This window comes from Acinetobacter sp. YH12117, assembly GCF_013418865.1.
Lineage (GTDB): Bacteria > Pseudomonadota > Gammaproteobacteria > Pseudomonadales > Moraxellaceae > Acinetobacter > Acinetobacter indicus.
Genome location: NZ_VPBF01000026.1, coordinates 1 through 20,686, shown reverse-complemented (window position 1 = coordinate 20,686; position 20,686 = coordinate 1). Strand labels below are relative to the sequence as shown.

Sequence of the window (20,686 nt, the reverse complement as noted above, 5' to 3'; positions counted from 1 at the left end):
GTTTTGTTAATTTTTTATAAGCTTTGTAAGCTATTTTGTATATAGCACTATATGTGCCAACTTTTATTATAAATATATTTAAAGAAAAAACAGCCATTTATGGATAAAAAATTTTCACTTTATTTTTTTAATGTATTTTTATGTAAAAAAGTGACACTTAGTGTCACATATTTACAACATTAACCTAGAATAATTGGCTTGTTCCCCAGCTCATTGGCTTCATCCTGAATTTTCCGGTCATAGAAAGCATCCAGAATCATGCCAATTTCTTTCACACCCAAAATCACTGCCTGCTGATACTCTCTTTGAGCCAAGCCATAGACCATTTTTTGGCAAATCTCATCCCAGACCTGCTGCTCAGTGGCATGCTTAATACCACGGTCAATCACAATCTCGACTTTCCGCTCACACAGGTTTAAATAAAGCAGGACACCGCTATTATATTCCGTATCCCAGACACCCAGTTCAGCAAACAGCTGCCGTGCGCGGGTACACGTATCCTGATAATAAGCCAAACGCGAAGGCAGGCAACCTTCAATGACGACCTGAATTTCGCCAATATGGCCATGCTCGGCTTCTGTGACCGCTTGCGCAATTGCATACTGGTCCTGCTGGTTAAAAAAGCGCTTGGTGGCTGGCATGTAGAAAAAGTGCTTAAACCAGCGCTTTAAACTGGGTTGACTCAGCTCCTGAGTTTTCGGCTGGGTAATAATTTCGGTTGTATCTGTTGTGGTTACCATGATCCTGATGCTCCTCCCCCGCCGAAGCCGCCGCCTCCGCCGCTATATCCACCGCCACCACCAAAGCCGCCGCCTCCACCGCCACGACCGGCCGAGGCCAGGAAAATATGAAAAATCGCTTGGGCCAGTGCGGTAATGAGTAAAAAGAAAATCCCAAGGCCCATCAACAGGCTGGTGAATATGCCCACGCCATTGACCAGCCCCGCTACCGTAGCTGCCACCGCGGCGGTTGAAGCGCTGAGACGTTTACCAACAATATAAGAGCCAATCACCCCGGCAATTAAAATAAAAATCACCGTATTAAAAGTTTTTTCCCGTGCCTGCTGCTCACGTAATGCCTGTTGCTGGCGTTCCTGCAGCTCTTTAGCCGCATTGGCCGCCACTTCCGGGTCCATATTCAAAATACGTTCAATTTCAGCCAGACCGGCTTCAATGCCGCTGGCATATTGTGCCTGTTTAAAATACGGGGTGATCTGGTTGTTGATAATCCGGCCCAGCACAATATCCGGTAGTACCCCTTCCAGACCATAACCGGTCAGAATTTGAATACGGCGATCATTCACTGCAATTGCCATTAACAAGCCATTGTCATATTTGGCCGAGCCCAACTGCCAGCGTTCTGCAACGCGCATGGCAAAATCAAAAATATCCTCCTGACCGGTGGTCGGGACAATCACCACCCCAATTTGTGCTTTACCCTGCTGATGCAGCGCTAAAATCCGCTGGCTAATCGCCTGTTTCTGCGCTGCACTCAGTAAATTGGCCTGATCAATTACTGGTTCATTTAAAGTCGGTAAGCCACGGATGGACTCCCCTTCTGCCATATCATTGGCAATCACCGGTTGTTCAACACTTGCCTCGGATGCAGCGGTTGCCTGACTCTGATGACGAGCATTGGCCGCACGCTGCTGTTCCTGAATGATGCGCGCTGCCGCCAGATCATCTGCCGAACCAGTGGCAGTCGTGTCTGCCAAGCTGAGTGAACTGAGCAATAGTGCACAGCACAACAGCAGGCCGTGCAGTATCCACCGGATGAGAGCAGTAATTGAATCAGGCATGATCCGCGGCTCCTTGGGGCGTGGGATTATTCAAACGACACGGTCGGTGCAGTTTGCGCGTTTTGATCGGCACTAAAGTTTGGCTTGGTGTCCATACCAATCACTTTTGCAGTCATAACCTGCGGGAACTGGCGTGAATAGGCATTAAAGTCCTGCACCGTGGTGATATAACGATTACGTGCTACCGCAATACGGTTTTCGGTGCCTTCAAGCTGCACCTGCAAATCCCGGAACTGCTGATTGGCTTTTAAATCCGGATAATTTTCTGATACCGCAATTAAACGCGACAACGCGCCAGTCATTTGCGCTTGCGCTTCCTGATAACGCTGGAACAGAGCCGGATCTTCAAGCACCGCCTGATCGACTTTTAAGCCGGCCACATTGGCACGTGCCTGAGTCACTTCAGTCAGTACCTGCTCTTCATGTGTAGCGTAGCCTTTCACCACATTGACCAGGTTCGGCACCAGATCGGCACGGCGCTGATACTGGTTTTGGACTTCCGACCAGGCCGCCGTTACTGCTTCATCTTTGACCTGCAAGGTGTTATAGCCACAGCCACTCAGGGTCAAGCTGCTGCTGAGCGCCAGCATCAGCAGTGTTTTTTTCATCAAGTTCATGCCTTATCCTCTAATTATTTATTTGTATTTGTTCAATAATTTGATTCTAACGGTATTTTAGCCCAGTTTTGTTAATTTTATTTATCACTTGGAAAACATACGCGCACGAAAAAACCAGACACATAGTCGGCCTGGTTTCGATTAGTTATCCAACATCTGTTTGAATTAACTGAGTAATTGTGGTGGCTGTTCCTGCTGGAAACCTTCAACCTGATACTGCGTTGCCATGCGCTGCTTCCAGTATCTAAGACTGCGACTGTAATTGATTTTGGCCGGATGAAAATCTTTCCGGTAATAGGACAGATATTCCGGCAATAACTGCAGCAGCATTTTCACCAGCAAATACAAACCAAACAGATTACCGCCGATTTTCGGCATACTGTTTTTCTTGTCCTGTAAAAATAGCTGTGAGGCGCTATAAAAAGTCAGACTGGCAAAACCGGCAGTCACACTGCGCATGATCATACGGCGCAGACGATGATCGGCATACACATGCTGATATACCTCAAACGCCACCGCCCGATGCTCAATTTCTTCAATCGCATGCCAGATCCACAGCTTGGCCGCATCCTCATCCAGCGTACTCAACACTTCCGGATGACGCAGGATATAACCGCCCAGTAGCGCAGTAAAATGTTCAAAGGCACAGGTAATTGCCAACTGTACTTTGGGTGGCAGACTTTTGACATGATGATCTTTACGCGCCAGCCAAGCCTGAAAACGATCCAGCTGATAATCATCACGGCGCCAGGCGTTGTTAAATTCACGATGCGCCTTGGAATGCATTGCCTCTTGCCCAATAAACGCAGCAATTTGTGCCTGTAACTGCGGATCCTGAACCTGATCGCGCACATTACGCACGCTATGCACAAAAAACTGCTCACCGATGGGAAAAGTGGAAGATAAGGCGGTAAGCAGATGCGACATCACCGGCGAATTGGCAAAATAATGCCGGCGGATAGCATGAGGATTAAATTTGAGCCGGCGAACCGTGATCCCAATGGCTTTCGGACGATGAAGATAGGATTTTTCTGCCATCACTTGCGTCATGGTTACTGACCTTTCTTGTTTTGGAGACGCTCAGTATGTGAACAAAATCACTTTTCCCCTATGGCAAAAAGACCGATTCAATTTGCAAAAAACCTCAAAATGACCTGTTGCATAAAGTGTGTTTACAGCGAATTTGCTAGCAGCCCTTGTCTCTTTTTCATCTTCACCTACCGATTCTAAAACCAAAGTGATTAAAAAAACCCGCTCTAAAAGCGGGCTTATTGAATGAATTCAGCGTGAATCAGACATCAAGATAATCCAGAATGCCTTCTGCTGCCTGACGACCTTCCCAGATTGCAGTCACGACTAAATCAGAGCCACGCACCATATCACCACCGGCAAAAATTTTCGGGTTTGAAGTCTGGAATTTAAATTCCTGCTGTTCTGCAGCCACGACACGACCTGAACCATCAAGATTAATGTTCACATCGGCAAACCAGTTGGCTGGGCTGGTACGGAAACCAAAGGCCAACAGCACCGCATCTGCCGGCAGAATTTCTTCTGAACCCGGAATTGGCTCTGGACTACGACGGCCACGGCTGTCTGGTTCACCCAGTTGCGTGGTCACCACTTTTACTCCAGTAACTTTGCCATTTTCACCCACAATTTCAATTGGCTGACGGTTAAACTGGAATTCAACCCCTTCTTCACGCGCATTGGTCACTTCACGACGTGAACCCGGCATGTTGGCTTCATCACGACGATAGGCACAGGTCACCGACTCGGCACCCTGACGGATCGAGGTACGGTTACAGTCCATCGCGGTATCACCACCACCCAGGACAATCACTTTTTTGCCTTCGACTGAGATGTATTCCGATGGATCTTTTTCCCAACCCTGACAACGGTTGACGTTGGCAATCAGGAAATCCAGTGCATCATACACACCATCTAAGTCTTCACCGGCAAAACCACCTTTCATGTAGGTATAAGTACCCATGCCCATGAATACCGCATCGTAATCAGCCAGTAACTGGTCAATGGTGACATCTGTACCAATTTCGGTATTTAAACGGAATTCTACGCCCATACCGGTGAAAATTTCACGGCGGCGTTTCATTACATCTTTTTCCATCTTGAATTCTGGAATACCAAAAGTCAGCAGACCACCAATTTCCGGACGCTTGTCAAACACCACCGGTTTTACACCATTACGCACCAGAATATCGGCACAACCCAGACCTGCCGGGCCTGCACCAATAATCGCGACTTTTTTATCGGTCCATTTGACATGTGACATGTCTGGACGCCAGCCCAGCGCAAATGCAGTATCATTGATGTATTTTTCTGCATTACCGATGGTCACGGCACCAAAGCCATCATTTAAGGTACAGGCGCCTTCACAGAGACGGTCTTGTGGACAAACCCGGCCACAAACTTCTGGCAAAGTATTGGTCTGATGGCACAGTTCTGCCGCCTGGAAAATACGGCCTTCTGAAACCAGTTTTAACCAGTTTGGAATGTAGTTATGTACCGGACACTTCCATTCACAGTACGGGTTACCACAGCCTAAACAGCGATGGGTCTGGTTGGTCGCCACTTCTGCGGTAAATGGCTTATAAATTTCCACAAACTCAGATTTGCGGACGTCAATCTCTTTTTTCTCTGGGTCTTGGCGTGCAACATCCAGGAATTGAAAGTCATTACTTAGGCGTTCTGCCATGTCTTTACTCCGTGGCTAGATGCAAGGGATTCACAGTTGCCTTGCATCTGGCTTCATTTCTGCAGTCGTGGAATTATTGAGGATCAGCTTGAGTTGTCTTTAACAAAGTCAGCAAGTTGGCTGCTTTTGGTTTTACCAGCCAGAACTTGCGGCTGTAGTAATCAAACTCATGGCGGATCTTGTACGCCCAGGCACTACCCGTTTCTTGAATATGCTCATCTAAGATACGTGACAAGAACTCTTTGTGTTCTTCCATCGACTCTGTAGAAATACGGTTTAACTCGATCAGCTCATGGTTGTAATGGTCAACGAAGTCATTGTCCAAATCAAGTACATAAGCAAAACCACCTGTCATCCCGGCACCAAAGTTGTGTCCGACTTTACCCAGTACCGTTACGATACCACCGGTCATATATTCACAGCAGTGATCGCCTGCGCCTTCAATCACAGCAAAGGCACCCGAGTTACGCACCGCGAAACGCTCACCTGCAGTTCCGGCTGCAAACAGTTTACCGCCAGTGGCACCGTACAGACAGGTGTTCCCAATAATCGCGGTATTCTGGGTCTGGAACGGTGAACCTTTTGGCGGGAAGATCGACAGACGACCACCGGCCATACCTTTACCGACGTAATCGTTGGCATCACCTTCCAGCTTGATGTGTAAACCACCAGCATTCCAGACACCCAGCGATTGACCTGCAGTACCAGTCAGGTTCATTTTCACCGGATGGGCTTCCATACCGAGGTTGCCATAACGGCGGGCAATTTCACCGGAAATACGCGCACCGATTGAACGGTCACAGTTGCCAATGGTGTAATTAAATTCACCACCGGTACCGGCTTCAATGGCTGGCAGCATCTCGCTAACCATCTGCTCAGCCAATACGCCTTTATCGAACGGCTCATTGCCTTGCACTTCACAGTACTGCGCCTTCCCTTCCGCCGCAGGATGTGATTCCAGCAAGGCACTTAAATCCAGATGTGCATGCTTGTCGGTTTCACCCGGCAGGATTTCCAGCAAGTCGGTACGACCAATCAGATCTTTCAGACTGGATACACCCAGCGCCGCCAGCCATTCACGGGTTTCTTCAGCAATAAAGGTGAAGAAGTTGATCAGCATTTGCGGCTCACCAATATAGTGTTCCTGACGCAAGTGATCCTGCTGCGTCGCTACACCGGTCGCACAGTTGTTCAGGTGACAGATGCGCAGGTATTTACAACCTAAAGCAATCATTGGGGTAGAACCAAAACCGAAGCTTTCAGCACCGAGGATAGCCGCTTTCACCACGTCCAGACCGGTTTTTAAACCACCATCGGTTTGTACGCGAACTTTACCACGCAGGTCATTCACACGCAGTGCCTGATGTGCTTCAGACAGACCGAGCTCCCACGGAGAACCTGCATGATGAATAGAAGAAAGTGGCGAAGCCGCTGTACCGCCATCATAACCAGAAATGGTAATGAAATCGGCATACGCTTTCGCAACACCGGCTGCAATCGTGCCGACACCTGGCTCAGAAACAAGTTTCACCGACACCATCGCCTGTGGGTTCACCTGTTTTAAATCGAAGATCAACTGTGATAAATCTTCAATCGAGTAAATGTCGTGATGCGGTGGTGGCGAAATTAAGGTTACGCCCGGTACAGAGTAACGTAAACGCGCAATGAGTCCGTTTACTTTACCGCCCGGCAACTGGCCACCTTCACCTGGTTTTGCACCTTGCGCGACTTTAATCTGGAGGACTTCTGCAGAGGTTAAATACGCAGGCGTCACACCAAAACGGCCCGATGCAATTTGTTTGATTTTCGAGTTACGGATGGTGCCGTAACGCGCTGGATCTTCACCGCCCTCACCCGAGTTCGAACGACCACCAATCGTGTTCATGGCAATCGCAATTGCTTCGTGTGCTTCAGGTGATAAGGCACCTAAAGACATCCCGGCTGAGTCGAAGCGCGGTAAAATCTCTTCAACCGATTCCACCTGTTCCAGCGGAATCGAATTGTCTGTTTTCAGTTTGAATAAATCACGAATGGTCGCGATTGGACGGTTATTCACAATCTCGGCGTATTCTTTGAAATCGGCATAATTGCCTGAACGCACCGCCTTGTGTAAGGAATTGATCACATCCGGGTTAAAAGCATGATATTCCTTGCCGAAAACGAATTTCAGCAACCCACCCTGATCAATTGGCTTACGCGCTTTCCACGCGGTATCGGCCAGTTTTTTCTGGTCATTTTCCAGATCGACAAAAGTCGCACCCTGAATACGGCTTGGCACACCGCTAAAGCAGGTATTCACTACTTCGGCAGATAAACCAACTGCTTCAAACAGCTGACCGCCACGATACGAAGCAACGGTTGAAATACCCATTTTTGACAGGACTTTCAGCAGGCCTTTTTCAATCCCTTTACGGAAGTTCGATTGTGCATAGACCGGATCACCGAGTAGTTCACCTTTAGCCACCAGATCATTGATCACATCATAGGCCAGATATGGATAGATGGCGGTGGCACCAAAACCGAGTAACACTGCAAATTGATGCGGATCGCGGGCAAAACCGGTTTCCACAATCAGGTTGGCATCGGTACGTAAACCGGTATTGATCAGGTGGTGATGCACCGCACCCGTCACCATCACCGCATTGGCCGGCAGATAGCCTTCACGGATTTTCTTGTCGGAAAGTACCAATAAGGTTTTGCCATCACGAATCGCTTGCGCAGACTGCTCGCAAATACGCGTGATTGCTGCCTCCAGACCTTCTGTTTCAGCATAGTTCAGGTTGATATCGGCAATTTCATAGCCTTTACGTCCTAAAGTACGAATCTGGTGCATTTTCGAGTTTGACAGCACCGGGCTGGAAATGATCAGACGATCAGCATGTTCCGGCCCCTGTTCAAATACGTTTTGCTCACGGCCCAGACAGGTTTCCAGTGACATCACAATTGATTCACGTAACGGGTCGATTGGCGGGTTGGTGACCTGCGCAAACTGCTGACGGAAATAATCCGATACATGGCGCACCTGACGTGACAAGACGGCCATTGGGGTATCATCGCCCATCGAGCCAACCGCTTCCTGACCGCTTTCTGCAATTGGACGCAGCAACTGGTCACGCTCTTCAAAAGTGACCATAAACATTTTCTGTGCCGCTTTCAGGCCATCGCCTTTTAAGCCCTGATCACATAAATATTCTTCTAATTCCGGGCTGCCTTGAACGCGAATTGAATTTTCACGTAACCATTCACGGTAAGGACGCATTTTTTTCAGGTGCTGGTTTACATCACTGGTGTCCAGCACTTTGCCAGTCATGGTATCCACCACCAGAATCTGGCCCGGACCGACACGGCCTTTTGACACCACATCTTCCGGCTCATAACCCCAAACCCCAATTTCAGAAGCCAGGGTGATATAACCATTTTTGGTGATGACCCAGCGTGCCGGACGTAAACCGTTACGGTCTAACATACAGATGGCATGACGGCCATCCTGAATCACCAGACCTGCCGGACCATCCCAGGCTTCCATATGTTTCGAGTTAAATTCATAGAAGGCACGCAGGTCAGCATCCAGGGTTTCCACGTTTTGCCAGGCTGGTGGTACCAGCATACGTAGCGCACGGAACAAATCCATACCGCCACCCACCAGAATTTCCAGCATATTGTCCAAGCTGGATGAATCCGAACCGGTACGGTTCACAATTGGATTCAGCTCGGTTAAGCCCGGCAACAACGGGTTTTCAAATTTAGGGGTACGCGCCAGCGCCCAGTTACGGTTTGCCGTAATGGTGTTGATTTCACCATTGTGCGCCAGATAACGGAACGGCTGCGCCAGCGGCCAGCGTGGCAAGGTATTGGTCGAGAAACGCTGGTGGAACACCACAATATGGGACGCTAAACGCTCATCAGCCAGGTCGGTATAGAAGTCAGCAATCGCAGCTGGCATCATCAGACCTTTATAGCTGATCACAGTTGAGCATAACGTGGTCACATAGAAATACGGATCATTGCTGAGTTGCTGCTCGGCACGGCGACGTGCCAAAAATAATTTACGGTTAAATTCAACTTCAGTCACGCCAATCGGGCAGTTCACGATGACCTGTTCAAATGCAGGCAAAGACTGCATGGCAATTGAACCTAAAGCATCGTTATTGGTTGGCACTACACGCCAGGCAATGACTTTACAGCCTTCTGCTTCAATTTCTTTGGTTAACGTCTGTTTGGCATGCGCAGCTAAGGCCGGATCGAGGCTCAGGAAAATGGTGCCCACAGCAAACACTTCACTTAAGGTAATGTCACTTAAGCGTTTGGCTTCTTCACGGAAGAACTGCTTTGGCATGGCAAGCAATAGACCGCAACCATCGCCCGTCTTGCCATCTGCGGCAATACCACCACGGTGGGTCATACAACTCAAACTATGAATGGCGGTCTTGACGAGATCATGGCTTGCATCACCCTGCATATGGGCGATTAAACCGAAACCACAGTTATCTTTAAACTCATCCGGTTGGTATAAACCTTGAGCGGGAGCTACAGTATTAGGCGATGGCATGTGCATAGCGTACCCTTCTTTCAACGCGCCCTTGCTGGGCATTAACAATCTACTTTCTTTTGCGACCTGGTCCGACTGACTTAGCTTAAGATCCATGTTGAGCAAGTTCATTTCTCCTGGATTTGATCTTGAGTGATCAAGATGACAAGCTGAGGAAAACCGTGACTGCCTTTACGCACTTAAATCAAGCATAAACATTTGACGATTTCGCACAATCATTGAATCTTTCTTGCTCCAAAATAGGGACATTAACTCAATTGATGCACTAATAATGCAAAAATGATGCCAACTTTATTGTGCTATTTTTAAATGACTTAATTTGGGCAAGTTTCAGTGAGAGCGGTGCGCTTTCAAGGAAGTTTCGCTTATTTTATACGCACTATTTTTGGGCATATCTTCATTTTTATACACCAGCCTGCGCTATTTTAGAACGGCAGTTTAATTGAAAGGATCACTAATTTCTTGTTCTGTGGTGGTGTTATTCGATGCTGGTGCAGGTGGAGCAACACCACTTTGTGATTTTTGCACATCCACCACGTTTCCGTCCTGATCACGGCGGGTTACGGTGGTGGTTGTAGTGGAGCGTTGCGGACTGGTTGCGCTCTGTTTTGGTGCAGCCAGCAGACTTTCATCAATTTTCGGCAGCGCGGCCGGCTTTAAAGCCACTTCATAAAGTTTATTGTTCAGGCTCACTTCCTCTGCACCCAGGTCATTCACAAACGGCAGATAGTCCTTAAAGCTGGTCACCACCGGTTTGACCGATGCGGGCAATTGCAGCGCTAGCTGTTCTAAAGCGCTTTGCGCCTGACTGGTATTTTTATAATTGCCATACAGCAACACATATTGCTCGGCGCGGTTTTCACCACTCAAGCGAATATAAAGAAAATTCTGGCGATCAGCCTGTTTTTTCAGAAAGCCCTTGATAATGTCTTCTTCGCTCACGCGAAACAGCTCAATGGTCTGATGCTTTCGCTGCTCGGAGATAAATTTGGTGCCGCGAAATTCAGGCTCATGCAGCCCCGAAGCAGTTAAACGCTTGGTTTGTTCTAATGGCTTGACTTCGTCGATCAGGACACCCAAATGTGCGGTTGCCGCCACTTTTGCCGGCTGAATCTGTAATTCAACTTCTGATTCCGGGGCTTTTTCGACTTCAACCAGCTCATCACGATCGGTAATGGCCCAGAAGATAATCGCCAGCAGCAGACACAGCGCACCACACACCAACCAGATGGAGTTCTGAACACGTTGTTTGACGCTTTGTGATGCTGCTGCCATGGGATCCCTTAATTATGCTGCCTGATGCGCAAGAATAGACTGTTTCATCAATTCCGGATCAAATTCCCGGGTAATGATGGCCTGTCCCAGACGCTGCATTAACACCAGTCGCAACTGGCCATTCAGCACTTTTTTGTCATGGGCCATAAAACTGAGAAAATCATCCAACGGAATTTTAGGACATACTATCGGCAATTGGGCACGAGAAATGATTCTTTTTGTACGCTCAACATCGTCTGCAGAAATCCAGCCCATCCGATGCGATAAATCGGCCGCCATCACCATGCCGGTCGCAACCGCTTCACCATGCAGCCATTCGCCATAACCCAGATAAGACTCGATGGCATGACCAAAGGTATGACCCAAATTCAGCAATGCGCGCTCGCCCTGCTCTTTTTCATCATTGGCGACAATCCGGGCTTTGTGCGCGCAAGAACGATACACCGCTTCTGCCAGTAAAACCGGATCACGTGCTACCAGCCCCTCCATATGCTGTTCTAACCAGTCCAGAAACTCAATATCACCCAGCAGGGCATATTTAATCACTTCAGCCAGACCGGCAGACAGTTCACGATCGGGCAAGGTTTTGAGCTGCGACATATCAGCCAGCACCACTTGCGGTTGCTGGAAGGCGCCGATCATGTTTTTACCTAGCGGATGGTTAATCCCGGTTTTCCCCCCCACACTGGAATCGACCTGAGACAGCAAGGTGGTCGGCACCTGAATAAAATACACACCACGCTGGAAACAGGCTGAGGCAAATCCGGCCATATCGCCAATCACACCGCCACCGAGGGCCAGCACAGTACAGTCGCGGTTAAAACCAGCTTCTAGCAGGGCATCAAAAATCAGATTGAGATGCTGAATATCCTTGTATTTTTCACCATCGGGCAAAATACATGTTGCCACCTGTTTACCCAGTGCTTCTATGGCAGTTTGATAGTGCTTTAAATACAAAGGCGCCACGGTACTGTTGCTCACAATCATGACCTGCTTGCCTTGAATATAAGGTTCCAGTAAGGTCTGCGGATTTAAATCACTGCCAATAAAAATCGGGTAACGGCGATCGCCGAGTTCAACATATAAGGTTTGCATGGTTTTAAAACACTGTACTCAATTAAATTGATTTCTTCGCCACGATCACATTCAGGATTTTTTGCGCCAGATCACGGGCTGCACCCTGATTGGTTTCAATAATATGATGCGCCACCTCACGATATAATGGATCGCGTACTGCAAGCAAATCTTTCAGTTTCTGTTCAGGATTTTCAACTTGAAGGAGAGGACGGTTTTTATCGCGGTAGGTACGTTGCAGCTGGATTTCCACCGGGGTATACAGATATACCACAATACCACGCTGTTTGAGGAATTCACGGTTCGGGGCTTGGGTGACTGCACCGCCGCCGGTGGCAAGAACCAGTTGAGTGCGAGAGGTCAGCTCGTCAATGACAGTGGTTTCACGGTTACGGAAACCGCTTTCCCCTTCTTTTTCAAAAATCCAGGGAATGGTGGCCCCGGTACGACGCTCGATTTCATGATCGCTGTCCAGGAACTCGCGTCCGAGCAGCTCTGCCAAATGTCGCCCTACCGTGGTTTTTCCGGCCCCCATCGGCCCCACCAAATAGATATTTGGCAGGGCGTTAAACTCTTTGCTTGGCAAGGAGTCACCTATTTATTTTGTTAAATTGAAAATATATTAATGATTTCTTGAAACACTGTCATTAACAATTCGTGGTGTCACAAAAATCAGCAACTCACGTTTATTGTCCGATTTAATATCTTTACGGAATAAACGGCCTAAATACGGAATATCCCCCAGGAATGGCACTTTGGTTTGCTGATTGGCTGTCTGCTGCTCAAAAATACCACCGAGCACGACGGTTTCACCATTATCGACCAGTACATTGGTATTGATCGAGTTTTTGTTAATGGTGAGCTGACCGGTCGGCGTTGGTGCTCCCGGACTATCACTGGTGATATTCAGGTTCATCTGCACTTTACCATCCGGGGTAATGCTTGGCGTTACGTCCAGACTGAGCGTAGCATCAATAAACTCGGTGGTGGACACCGCATTGACACCACCTCCTTCAGCAGACTGATACGGAATCTGCGTACCTGAAGCCACTTTGGCCTGCTGCTTATCAGCAGTCAGTACTTTCGGGGTCGAAATCACTTCACCATAACCATCAGCTTGTAATGCAGACAGTTCTAAATCCAGCATAAAGTCAGACAGGCTGATGAGACCAAAAGCAATCCGGCTCGCACCTGGGCTGGTGACCCCCAAATCGACATTCAAGTTTTGTGGACGTTCAATTTCATAGGTATAACCACCACGCTCATCGTCAAATTCCGGCTCACGTAAATTCCACAGTGTGGTATCACTACCACCAACCAAAAGATGGTTATTATTCGTGATCCCCTGTGACAGGATGCCCCACTTCACCCCCATCTCTTTAGTAAAGTCGGTGGTGGCACGCACAATACGCGCTTCAATCATCACCTGTTTCACTGACACATCCAGCAAGTCAATCATGCCGCGAATCTGGTCAATCTTTTGTGCAGTATCATTAATAATCAGGGTGTTGGTTCGTGGATCAACTGACACGGTACCGCGAGGGCTGAGCAGACTACCGACGCTATCACCAAGTGGATCTGTCCCTGAACCCGAATTTGTGCCGCCACGAGAATTGGATGCGTTTTTACCATCAGTAATCAGTTTCTCAATATCAGCAGCCTTGGCATAATTTAACTGAATATATTCGGTTTGCAACGGCGCCAGCTTGACGCTTTGTGCAATCGCTTTGGCTTCTTCTTCTTCGGCCTTGATCAGTTCTGCGACGGGTGCAATCCAGATCACATTGCCATTACGGCGTTTATCCAGATTTTTGGTTTTTAAAATAATATCTAGTGCCTGATCCCACGGCACATCTTTGAGACGTAAGGTGATATTGCCTTGTACCGTATCGGCGGCAACCATGTTAATTCCGGTAAAATCAGCCAGTAACTGCAGCACACGACGCACTTCAATATCCTGGAAATCTAAAGAAATCTTTTTGCCGGTATAGCTTTGTGCTGCACGCGGTTTGAACGGGTTCTTATCTACCGGACGTTTCAGACTGATGGTCAGTTTATTTTCTGCCTGGTACGCCATGTATTCATAGCTTCCCGCAGACTGAATGGTAATTACCCCATTACCGCCATCATTTTGTGCATCAATGGTAGATACCGGCGTAGCAAAATCATTGACGTTTAAACGGCGTGCCAGATGTGCAGGAATTTTATTACCCAAGGTACGGACAATAATTTTACTGCCTTGCTGTTGTACATCGACCGGGGTATTGCTGCCTGCCAGGTCAATTACCACCTGACCTTCCCCTTCTGCACCACGCTGAAAGCCAATATTTGATACGCCTTGAGCCGTCTGCTGTACAGCTACTGGTGTTGCGGCTGCCTGAGTGCTGTTAATTTTAAGAATAAAAGTATTGCCTTCGACACGGGTAGTAAAAGCACCCGCTTCAGCCAGATTAACCGTTAAACGTGCACGCTGGGCATCGGAACTGACATCAACCGAGCTGGCTTCCCGGGTCGCAACCGGAATGCTGGCCTGTTTTAAGCTCTGCTGGGCTTTATCAAAATCCAGCACCAAACGTGATGGCTGCTCAAGCTGATAGGCTGCAGGCTGAGGTGGCAAGCCATTGAACATGACACGAATTTCAGTACCTTGTCCTGGAATTTGCATTGGTACAATATTGGTAATGCTGACCTGCGCATTGGCCACTTGCATGACGGCCATCGCAACAGCGCCTATTGAAAACTGACGGAACAAATTGTTCATTGTAATGCCATCCCCAAAAATAAAATCTTTCACAGTATTATTCATTTTTATTCCTTTAATTTATGGCGCCGGCCCAATCAGTACTAGACTTCTTGGACGTTCAACATACCCTTCGCGACCATCTGGAATAATCTCAATTAAGTCAATTTGTGTCGGCGTAATATTGATGACCCGACCATGATTCAAGCCCATATAGCTGCCGCGCTGAATCCGTTCAATTTCACCATCTGGAGTTTGAATCAGGGCCAGAATCTCGCCGCGTTGCCCGCGCATACTGCCTTTCATACTTAAGGTTTCCAGTGCATAGCTTTCTAAAGGCTGCAACTGGCGCGACAGGTTTGGATAAACCCGTTTACCCGCCATAATTTTCAGCTCGGCCGCCAGAGAACTTGGCATAAACGGGCTTTTCAGCTGATGTGCTGCATAGTTAAATACAGGTGCCGGCTCAAAAGTCGGTGCCGGTTCAATCGGTAACGGCGGCTGATTACGGATTTCTGCCATTTGTGCATTCACGGCATCAATACGTGAATCACAGCCTGCAGCCAGTAGGCCCAACACCAGAACCAACGAAAGTTTTTCAAATTTCATCATTGTGCTGCTCCTGTGGCTGGAGTCGTGCTATTCCCTGCCTGTGCATCGGTATTCCCGACATAGCGATAGGTCTTGGCTTTCGCGACATAGGTAATTTGTGGAATATCGGTTTTCTTTTCCTTGTTTTCACCGGCAGTAATAGTGAAATCATGCATGGTCACAATTCGCGGTAAAGCGGCTGTACCGCTCACAAAAGAACCAAAAGCATGATAATCACCGGTGGCTTCAATCGAAATTGGCTGCTCGATAAAGAACTCTTGCTTGATTTCATTTTCCAGACGGATATTTTTAAATCTTAAGCCTGAATTCACACCCGTAACGTTGACATCTTCAACCAGACCTGGAATTTCGGTTTCTTTTGGCAACTGTTGTAGCTGCTGGTTAAAGTTGGCTTCCATTTCCTGTAACTGCGCCTGATATTGCTGCAAGTTACGCAGTTTGGAATCTTTTTCACGAAACTCATTCAGCAGGTTCTGCTCTTGTGCACGCGCATTGGAAATTGCATCCAGCTTCGGCTTGATGGCCAGGAAATAGCCCAGGAAGGCAATTAAAATAATGATAAAGATCCAGATGGTCAGCTTGACGGAAAACGGCCAGCTGCCATAGTTATTCGGATCTAAGGTATTCCATTGCTGCAGGAATTTATCCAGCGTCATTTTTTTCTTTGGCGCAGCAACAGGATCCTGATTCATTTCTTCATATTGATCGAGACTCATTGTACTGCCCCCGCTGTTGCTTGAGTACCAGACGCAGGTGCTGTGCCTGGAAGTGCAATTTCATCCAAATCTGCCGTTACCACGAAGCTGCCATAGCTTTCTTCTACCCGTGGAACAACCGAACTTGGTGCCTTGTTTTTATTTTCTTCAACGGCCAAGAAAGAATTCATGAAGGCGTTACGATACCATGGCGATGCTTCCAGATTACGCAGGAACTCTGCTACCGTGTTTGGACTTTCGGCCTTGCCTTCAAAGGTAAATTTATTGCCAATACGGGCCACTTTGGTCAAATACATGCTACTTGGGGTAACGCGGACCAGCTCATCGACCAAACGTACCGCGACCGGACGCTGACTTTGCAGCCCCTGAATCAGCTTCATGCGCTCGACAATGGCATTACGCTGCTCTTGCAGACCTTCCAGCGACTTTAACTGTACATCCAGATTTTGGTTGGTACTGATCACCAGCTGATTGGCCTGTTCCTGATCCTGCAGTTTATGATTGTAATAGAACCATGCCAGCGTCACGGCCAGCACCCCAATTAATGCAGCCCCAATACAAACCGCAATAAATTCTTTTTTTCGTTTTTCTCTTAGCTCATCACGCCAAGGGAGTAAGTTAATTTTTGCCATTAATCAAAACTCCTCAATGCCAAGCCACATGCCACCATCAATGAAGAGGCATCGCTTTCAATTCTTTTAATATCAATTTTGGAGGAGAAACCCATCTGTAAAAACGGATTGGCAATGGTGACGCGGTAACCCAGTTTTTGCTGTAGTAGCTTGGCCAGGCCTGGAATATTGGCATTCCCACCGGCCAGCAGAATATGGTCAATTTCATTAAACTGCGATGAGGAGAAGAAGAACTGCAGCGAACGTGCCGCCTGCTGCACCACCGCCTCAAGGAATGGCTCCAACACTTCAACATCATAATCATCTGGCAAGGTACGGCTTTTCTTGGCGCGGCCGGCTTCTTCAAAGGACAGACCATAACGGTTCTGGATTTCCTGGGTCAGCTGCTTGCCACCAAAGACCTGCTCGCGGGTATAGATAATTTTATTGTCTTTGAGTACCGACAGCGTGGTCATAGTATGACCAATGTCTAACACACCAATGGTATTTACCCCCATCGGCAAGGTATCGGCGAAGACTTTAAAGGCATTTTCAATGGCAAAGCTTTCGACATCTGCCACTTTTGGGGTTAAACCGGCCAGTTCAATCGCTTCACAGCGACTCTCGATATTTTCCAGTCGTGTCGCCACCAGCAAAACATTGACCCGGTTTGGATTGGCCAGACGATCAGGCAGCACCTCAAAGTCCAGGCTGACTTCATCTAATGGGAAAGGAATATATTGCTCTGCATCCATCCGGATTTGAACTTCACGTTCGTCATCCGTCATATCGGCATCCATCTCAATGGTCTTGCTAATTACCATTGAGGTTGGAATCGCTAAAGCGGCAGCTGTTGTCGGTGTATTGGCCAAATTAAAGGCACGCTCGAGCGCATCCCCTACAGCTTCAGGATTCAGAATATTTTTCTCAACCACACTGCCCTCTGGGAGCGGTACCAAGGCGTAACTTTCCACCCAGTAACGATCATTCTTTACAGAGAGCTCCAATAACTTAACAGAAGTAGAACTAATATCTACACCTATTAACCCCTTACTCGGTTTACGATATAACCTGCGCACAATAAGTTTTTCCTATTATTTTTTTATCCCCAAAAAAAATGCCATTCACTAAGTTGCTTTGTGGTCTATATTTTTGTACGGATACAATAACTCATCTAACAATCCGTATGGGTAAAGGCTATACTGACCAGCAATTAGTTTGCCATTAGCTCTTATTAAAACTTACTTGTTATGAAAAAGCTATCTTGTTCGGGCCGTGTTCATCCATTTTTTTTGCTCATAATTATTGTGTTAGTTTCCATTCCGATGGGTTTTTATGGCATGTATCTCTATATTGCCCCATCTTTGCCGGAAATGACCACTCTAAAAAAAGCGCCTCTTTTGAAGCCTTTACAAGTTTATAGCACGGATAATCAGTTAATTGCAGAGTATGGTGGCAAACTTTCTGTACCTGTCGAGTACAACCAGATTCCCGAAAAGTTTATTTATGCCTTTTTAGCGGCTGAAGATTCGGCCTTTTTCGAACATAGCGGCATCAGCTTTAAAGGCCTAGGCCGTGCGGTGAGTGAAGCGGTGACCGGTTCTAATGTGCAAACCGGTGGCTCGACCATTACCATGCAGGTGGCCAAGAACTATTATTTAAGCCCGGAACGCACTTTAAGACGCAAACTGACTGAAATTTTTCTAGCCCGAAAAATTGAACAGAACCTGTCCAAAGAAGAAATTCTGACCCTGTATGTCAATAAAATCTTTCTCGGTAAAAATGCTTACGGGATCGCGGCAGCAGCCAAAATTTACTATAACAAAAGCTTGGAAGAACTGAGTATTGCGCAAATGGCGATGATTGCTGGTCTGCCAAAAGCGCCATCACGTTACAATCCAGTGGTCAATCCGGAACGTGCCTTAGAACGTCGCAACTGGATTCTGGGCCGGATGCTGCAACTCGGTTATATCAACCAGAATGAATATCAGGGTGGGATTGCCGAGCCAATTAACCTGGATATGCCGGATCGCAGTATCAGTAATATTCACCCCTATGTTGGGGAAATGGTCCGAGCTGAACTGGTCAAAAAATTCGGCAAGCAGGCGGTTGATTCTGGTTATAAGGTTTACACCACCATTGACAGTAAACGTCAGGCTTATGCCGAGCAGGCGGTGCAAAATGGTCTAGAAGCATATGACCGCCGTCATGGCTGGCGCGGTGCCGAAGCGCATGACCAGCCACTGAGTGACTTTCGTGCCTTTGCCAACACCTATCCCGCACAAGTCACCAAAGTCCTGAACAATTCTTTTGAAGCCCTGATGCAGGATGGTTCTACCGTCACTGTCCCGTGGTCTGGCATGTCCTGGGCGCGTCCCTATCGCAATGCCAATAGTGTTGGCGCAGCACCAAACCGGGCAGCTCAAATTGTCAAAGTTAACGATATTGTCCGTTTACGCCCCAACCAGAACAAAAGTTCCTGGTCACTGGTGCAAGTTCCCAAAGTTCAGGGGCAGCTGATTGCAATTAACCCAAACAATGGCGCGATTGAAGCCATTGTCGGCGGTTATAACTTTTATCAATCGACCTTTAACCGTGCCTTGCAAGGCTGGCGTCAACCGGGTTCAACCATTAAACCCTTTGTCTATGCGCTGGCACTGGAACGCGGCATGACTCCGCATACCATGCTCAATGACAGCCCAATTACCATTGGCAAATGGTCGCCGCGTAACTCGGATGGCCGCTATCTGGGCATGATTCCTTTACGCCGTGCGCTGTATTTATCTCGAAATACCGTTTCAGTCCGCTTACTTCAAACCGTCGGTCTGGACCGTACCCGCCAACTATTTATGGATTTTGGCTTGCAGGAAGACCAGATTCCGCGTAACTACACCATCGCCTTAGGTACGCCACAGGTGCTGCCGGTGCAAATGGCCACCGGCTATGCCACCTTTGCCAATGGCGGTTATCGGGTACAACCGCATTTTATTCAGCGTATTGAAGATGCGTATGGCAAAACCATCTATCAGGCCAATCCTGAATATGCCTGCATTGCCTGTATCAGTGAAGATGAAAAAAATCCTGAAACAGCTGAAGTAAAAACGCCAGATGATGAAGTGATTAAAGTCACCAATCAGTCGATTCAGACCGCAGATGCAGCGCCAGCCAACAAGATTGAACGCAGCCAGTATCGTCAGGCACAGCGTATTTTAAAATCCAGCTCGGCCTATGATATGGCCAATATTCTACGTGATGTGATTCAGTATGGTACCGGACGCGCTGCCCTGCGTATTGGCCGTAATGATATTGGTGGAAAAACCGGAACCACCAACGATGCCAAAGATGCCTGGTTCGCTGGCTTTAATGGTAAACTGGTGACCATTTCCTGGGTCGGTTTTGACCAGCCAACGACTTTGGGTCGTCGTGAATATGGCGGTGTCGCAGCCCTGCCGATCTGGACCGAGTTTATGGGTAAAGCCCTGCAAGGTACACCGGAAGCCTGGGTCAGTCTGGACCGTAAAGGCAACCAGCTAAGCCGCGATAGTGCCAGCAATGACAGCATGGACCAGGAGTTGCAGCAGCGCTATCGTTCATCACCGCCATTGGCCCGTCCGCTGTATCGTCCTGCGCCGGCACCGGTCGTGCCTGCACCGCAGCATGATTTTGATGATTTGCCGGGTGAGGAAATCCTGATTCCGGATGAGGCGACTCCACCACCAATGCAGCCTCAGCCACAGCAACCGGCACAGCCGCAACAACCAGCGCAAAATCAGCAGCAGAATTCTCGCCCTGATGCGATTGAAAACCTGATTGATGAAGTCTTATAAACGCACAACAAAAAGCCCTCAGTTGAGTAATGCCAGTCAGTTAAGCAAATATTAGAAAAATGTAGTAAAAATGAGTGTATGTAAATACGCTCATTTTTTTATGTCTTTATCTGAACATTTAGAATCCACTCTTGAACATGCTCTCCCATCACTT

Annotated in this window: 15 protein-coding genes; 1 reads left to right on the top strand and 14 read right to left on the bottom strand. The window is 47.9% G+C overall.

Going from position 1 to position 20,686, the window contains the following annotated elements:
- Positions 1-179 precede the first annotated feature (179 nt).
- From FTU55_RS09995 to FTU55_RS09930, 14 genes are all read right to left on the bottom strand, one after another.
- Positions 180-740, bottom strand: a complete 561-nt coding sequence (locus FTU55_RS09995; RefSeq protein WP_180046971.1) for a TPM domain-containing protein — start codon at positions 738-740, stop codon at positions 180-182.
- Positions 734-1,798, bottom strand: coding sequence for a YgcG family protein (locus tag FTU55_RS09990; RefSeq protein ID WP_180046969.1), 1,065 nt, complete (start codon positions 1,796-1,798; stop codon positions 734-736). Before FTU55_RS09990 ends, FTU55_RS09995 begins: the two co-directional genes overlap by 7 nt.
- Positions 1,799-1,824: 26 nt before the next feature.
- Positions 1,825-2,415, bottom strand: a complete 591-nt coding sequence (locus FTU55_RS09985) for a LemA family protein (RefSeq protein WP_180046967.1) — start codon at positions 2,413-2,415, stop codon at positions 1,825-1,827.
- Positions 2,416-2,580: 165 nt separating this feature from the next.
- Positions 2,581-3,465 (bottom strand): metal-dependent hydrolase, encoded by an 885-nt coding sequence (locus tag FTU55_RS09980; protein ID WP_180046965.1) that lies wholly within the window; start codon positions 3,463-3,465, stop codon positions 2,581-2,583.
- 241 nt (positions 3,466-3,706) lie between these two features.
- Positions 3,707-5,128 carry an FAD-dependent oxidoreductase gene (locus tag FTU55_RS09975; RefSeq protein WP_180046963.1) on the bottom strand — a complete coding sequence of 474 codons (1,422 nt, stop codon included), beginning with the start codon at positions 5,126-5,128 and terminating at the stop codon, positions 3,707-3,709.
- Between the two features lie 73 nt (positions 5,129-5,201).
- On the bottom strand, positions 5,202-9,677 hold the full coding sequence (gltB, locus tag FTU55_RS09970; protein ID WP_180046961.1) for a glutamate synthase large subunit: 4,476 nt from the start codon (positions 9,675-9,677) through the stop codon (positions 5,202-5,204).
- 438 nt (positions 9,678-10,115) lie between these two features.
- Positions 10,116-10,952, bottom strand: coding sequence for a hypothetical protein (locus FTU55_RS09965; RefSeq protein WP_160232279.1), 837 nt, complete (start codon positions 10,950-10,952; stop codon positions 10,116-10,118).
- Positions 10,953-10,964: 12 nt separating this feature from the next.
- A complete protein-coding gene (aroB, locus tag FTU55_RS09960) occupies positions 10,965-12,047 on the bottom strand; it encodes a 3-dehydroquinate synthase (RefSeq protein ID WP_168383683.1) in 1,083 nt (360 codons plus the stop codon).
- Between the two features lie 22 nt (positions 12,048-12,069).
- Positions 12,070-12,612 (bottom strand): shikimate kinase AroK, encoded by a 543-nt coding sequence (gene aroK / locus FTU55_RS09955; RefSeq protein ID WP_016658449.1) that lies wholly within the window; start codon positions 12,610-12,612, stop codon positions 12,070-12,072.
- Positions 12,613-12,648: 36 nt separating this feature from the next.
- The gene (locus FTU55_RS09950) at positions 12,649-14,787 is read right to left on the bottom strand and encodes a type IV pilus secretin PilQ (protein WP_180046993.1); all 2,139 of its coding nucleotides are present in this window, start codon (positions 14,785-14,787) and stop codon (positions 12,649-12,651) included.
- Between the two features lie 60 nt (positions 14,788-14,847).
- Positions 14,848-15,375 carry a pilus assembly protein PilP gene (locus FTU55_RS09945; protein WP_045795346.1) on the bottom strand — a complete coding sequence of 176 codons (528 nt, stop codon included), beginning with the start codon at positions 15,373-15,375 and terminating at the stop codon, positions 14,848-14,850.
- The gene (locus tag FTU55_RS09940; RefSeq protein WP_005180513.1) at positions 15,375-16,094 is read right to left on the bottom strand and encodes a type 4a pilus biogenesis protein PilO; all 720 of its coding nucleotides are present in this window, start codon (positions 16,092-16,094) and stop codon (positions 15,375-15,377) included. The genes FTU55_RS09945 and FTU55_RS09940 overlap by 1 nt, the downstream gene beginning before the upstream one ends.
- On the bottom strand, positions 16,091-16,726 hold the full coding sequence (locus FTU55_RS09935; RefSeq protein ID WP_005180516.1) for a PilN domain-containing protein: 636 nt from the start codon (positions 16,724-16,726) through the stop codon (positions 16,091-16,093). Before FTU55_RS09935 ends, FTU55_RS09940 begins: the two co-directional genes overlap by 4 nt.
- Positions 16,726-17,784 carry a pilus assembly protein PilM gene (locus FTU55_RS09930; RefSeq protein WP_180046959.1) on the bottom strand — a complete coding sequence of 353 codons (1,059 nt, stop codon included), beginning with the start codon at positions 17,782-17,784 and terminating at the stop codon, positions 16,726-16,728. Before FTU55_RS09930 ends, FTU55_RS09935 begins: the two co-directional genes overlap by 1 nt.
- A gap of 171 nt (positions 17,785-17,955) precedes the next feature.
- On the opposite strand from FTU55_RS09930, the gene ponA reads away from it, so the two are divergent.
- The gene (gene ponA, locus FTU55_RS09925; RefSeq protein ID WP_180046957.1) at positions 17,956-20,532 is read left to right on the top strand and encodes a penicillin-binding protein PBP1a; all 2,577 of its coding nucleotides are present in this window, start codon (positions 17,956-17,958) and stop codon (positions 20,530-20,532) included.
- The last annotated feature ends 154 nt before the right edge of the window (positions 20,533-20,686 follow it).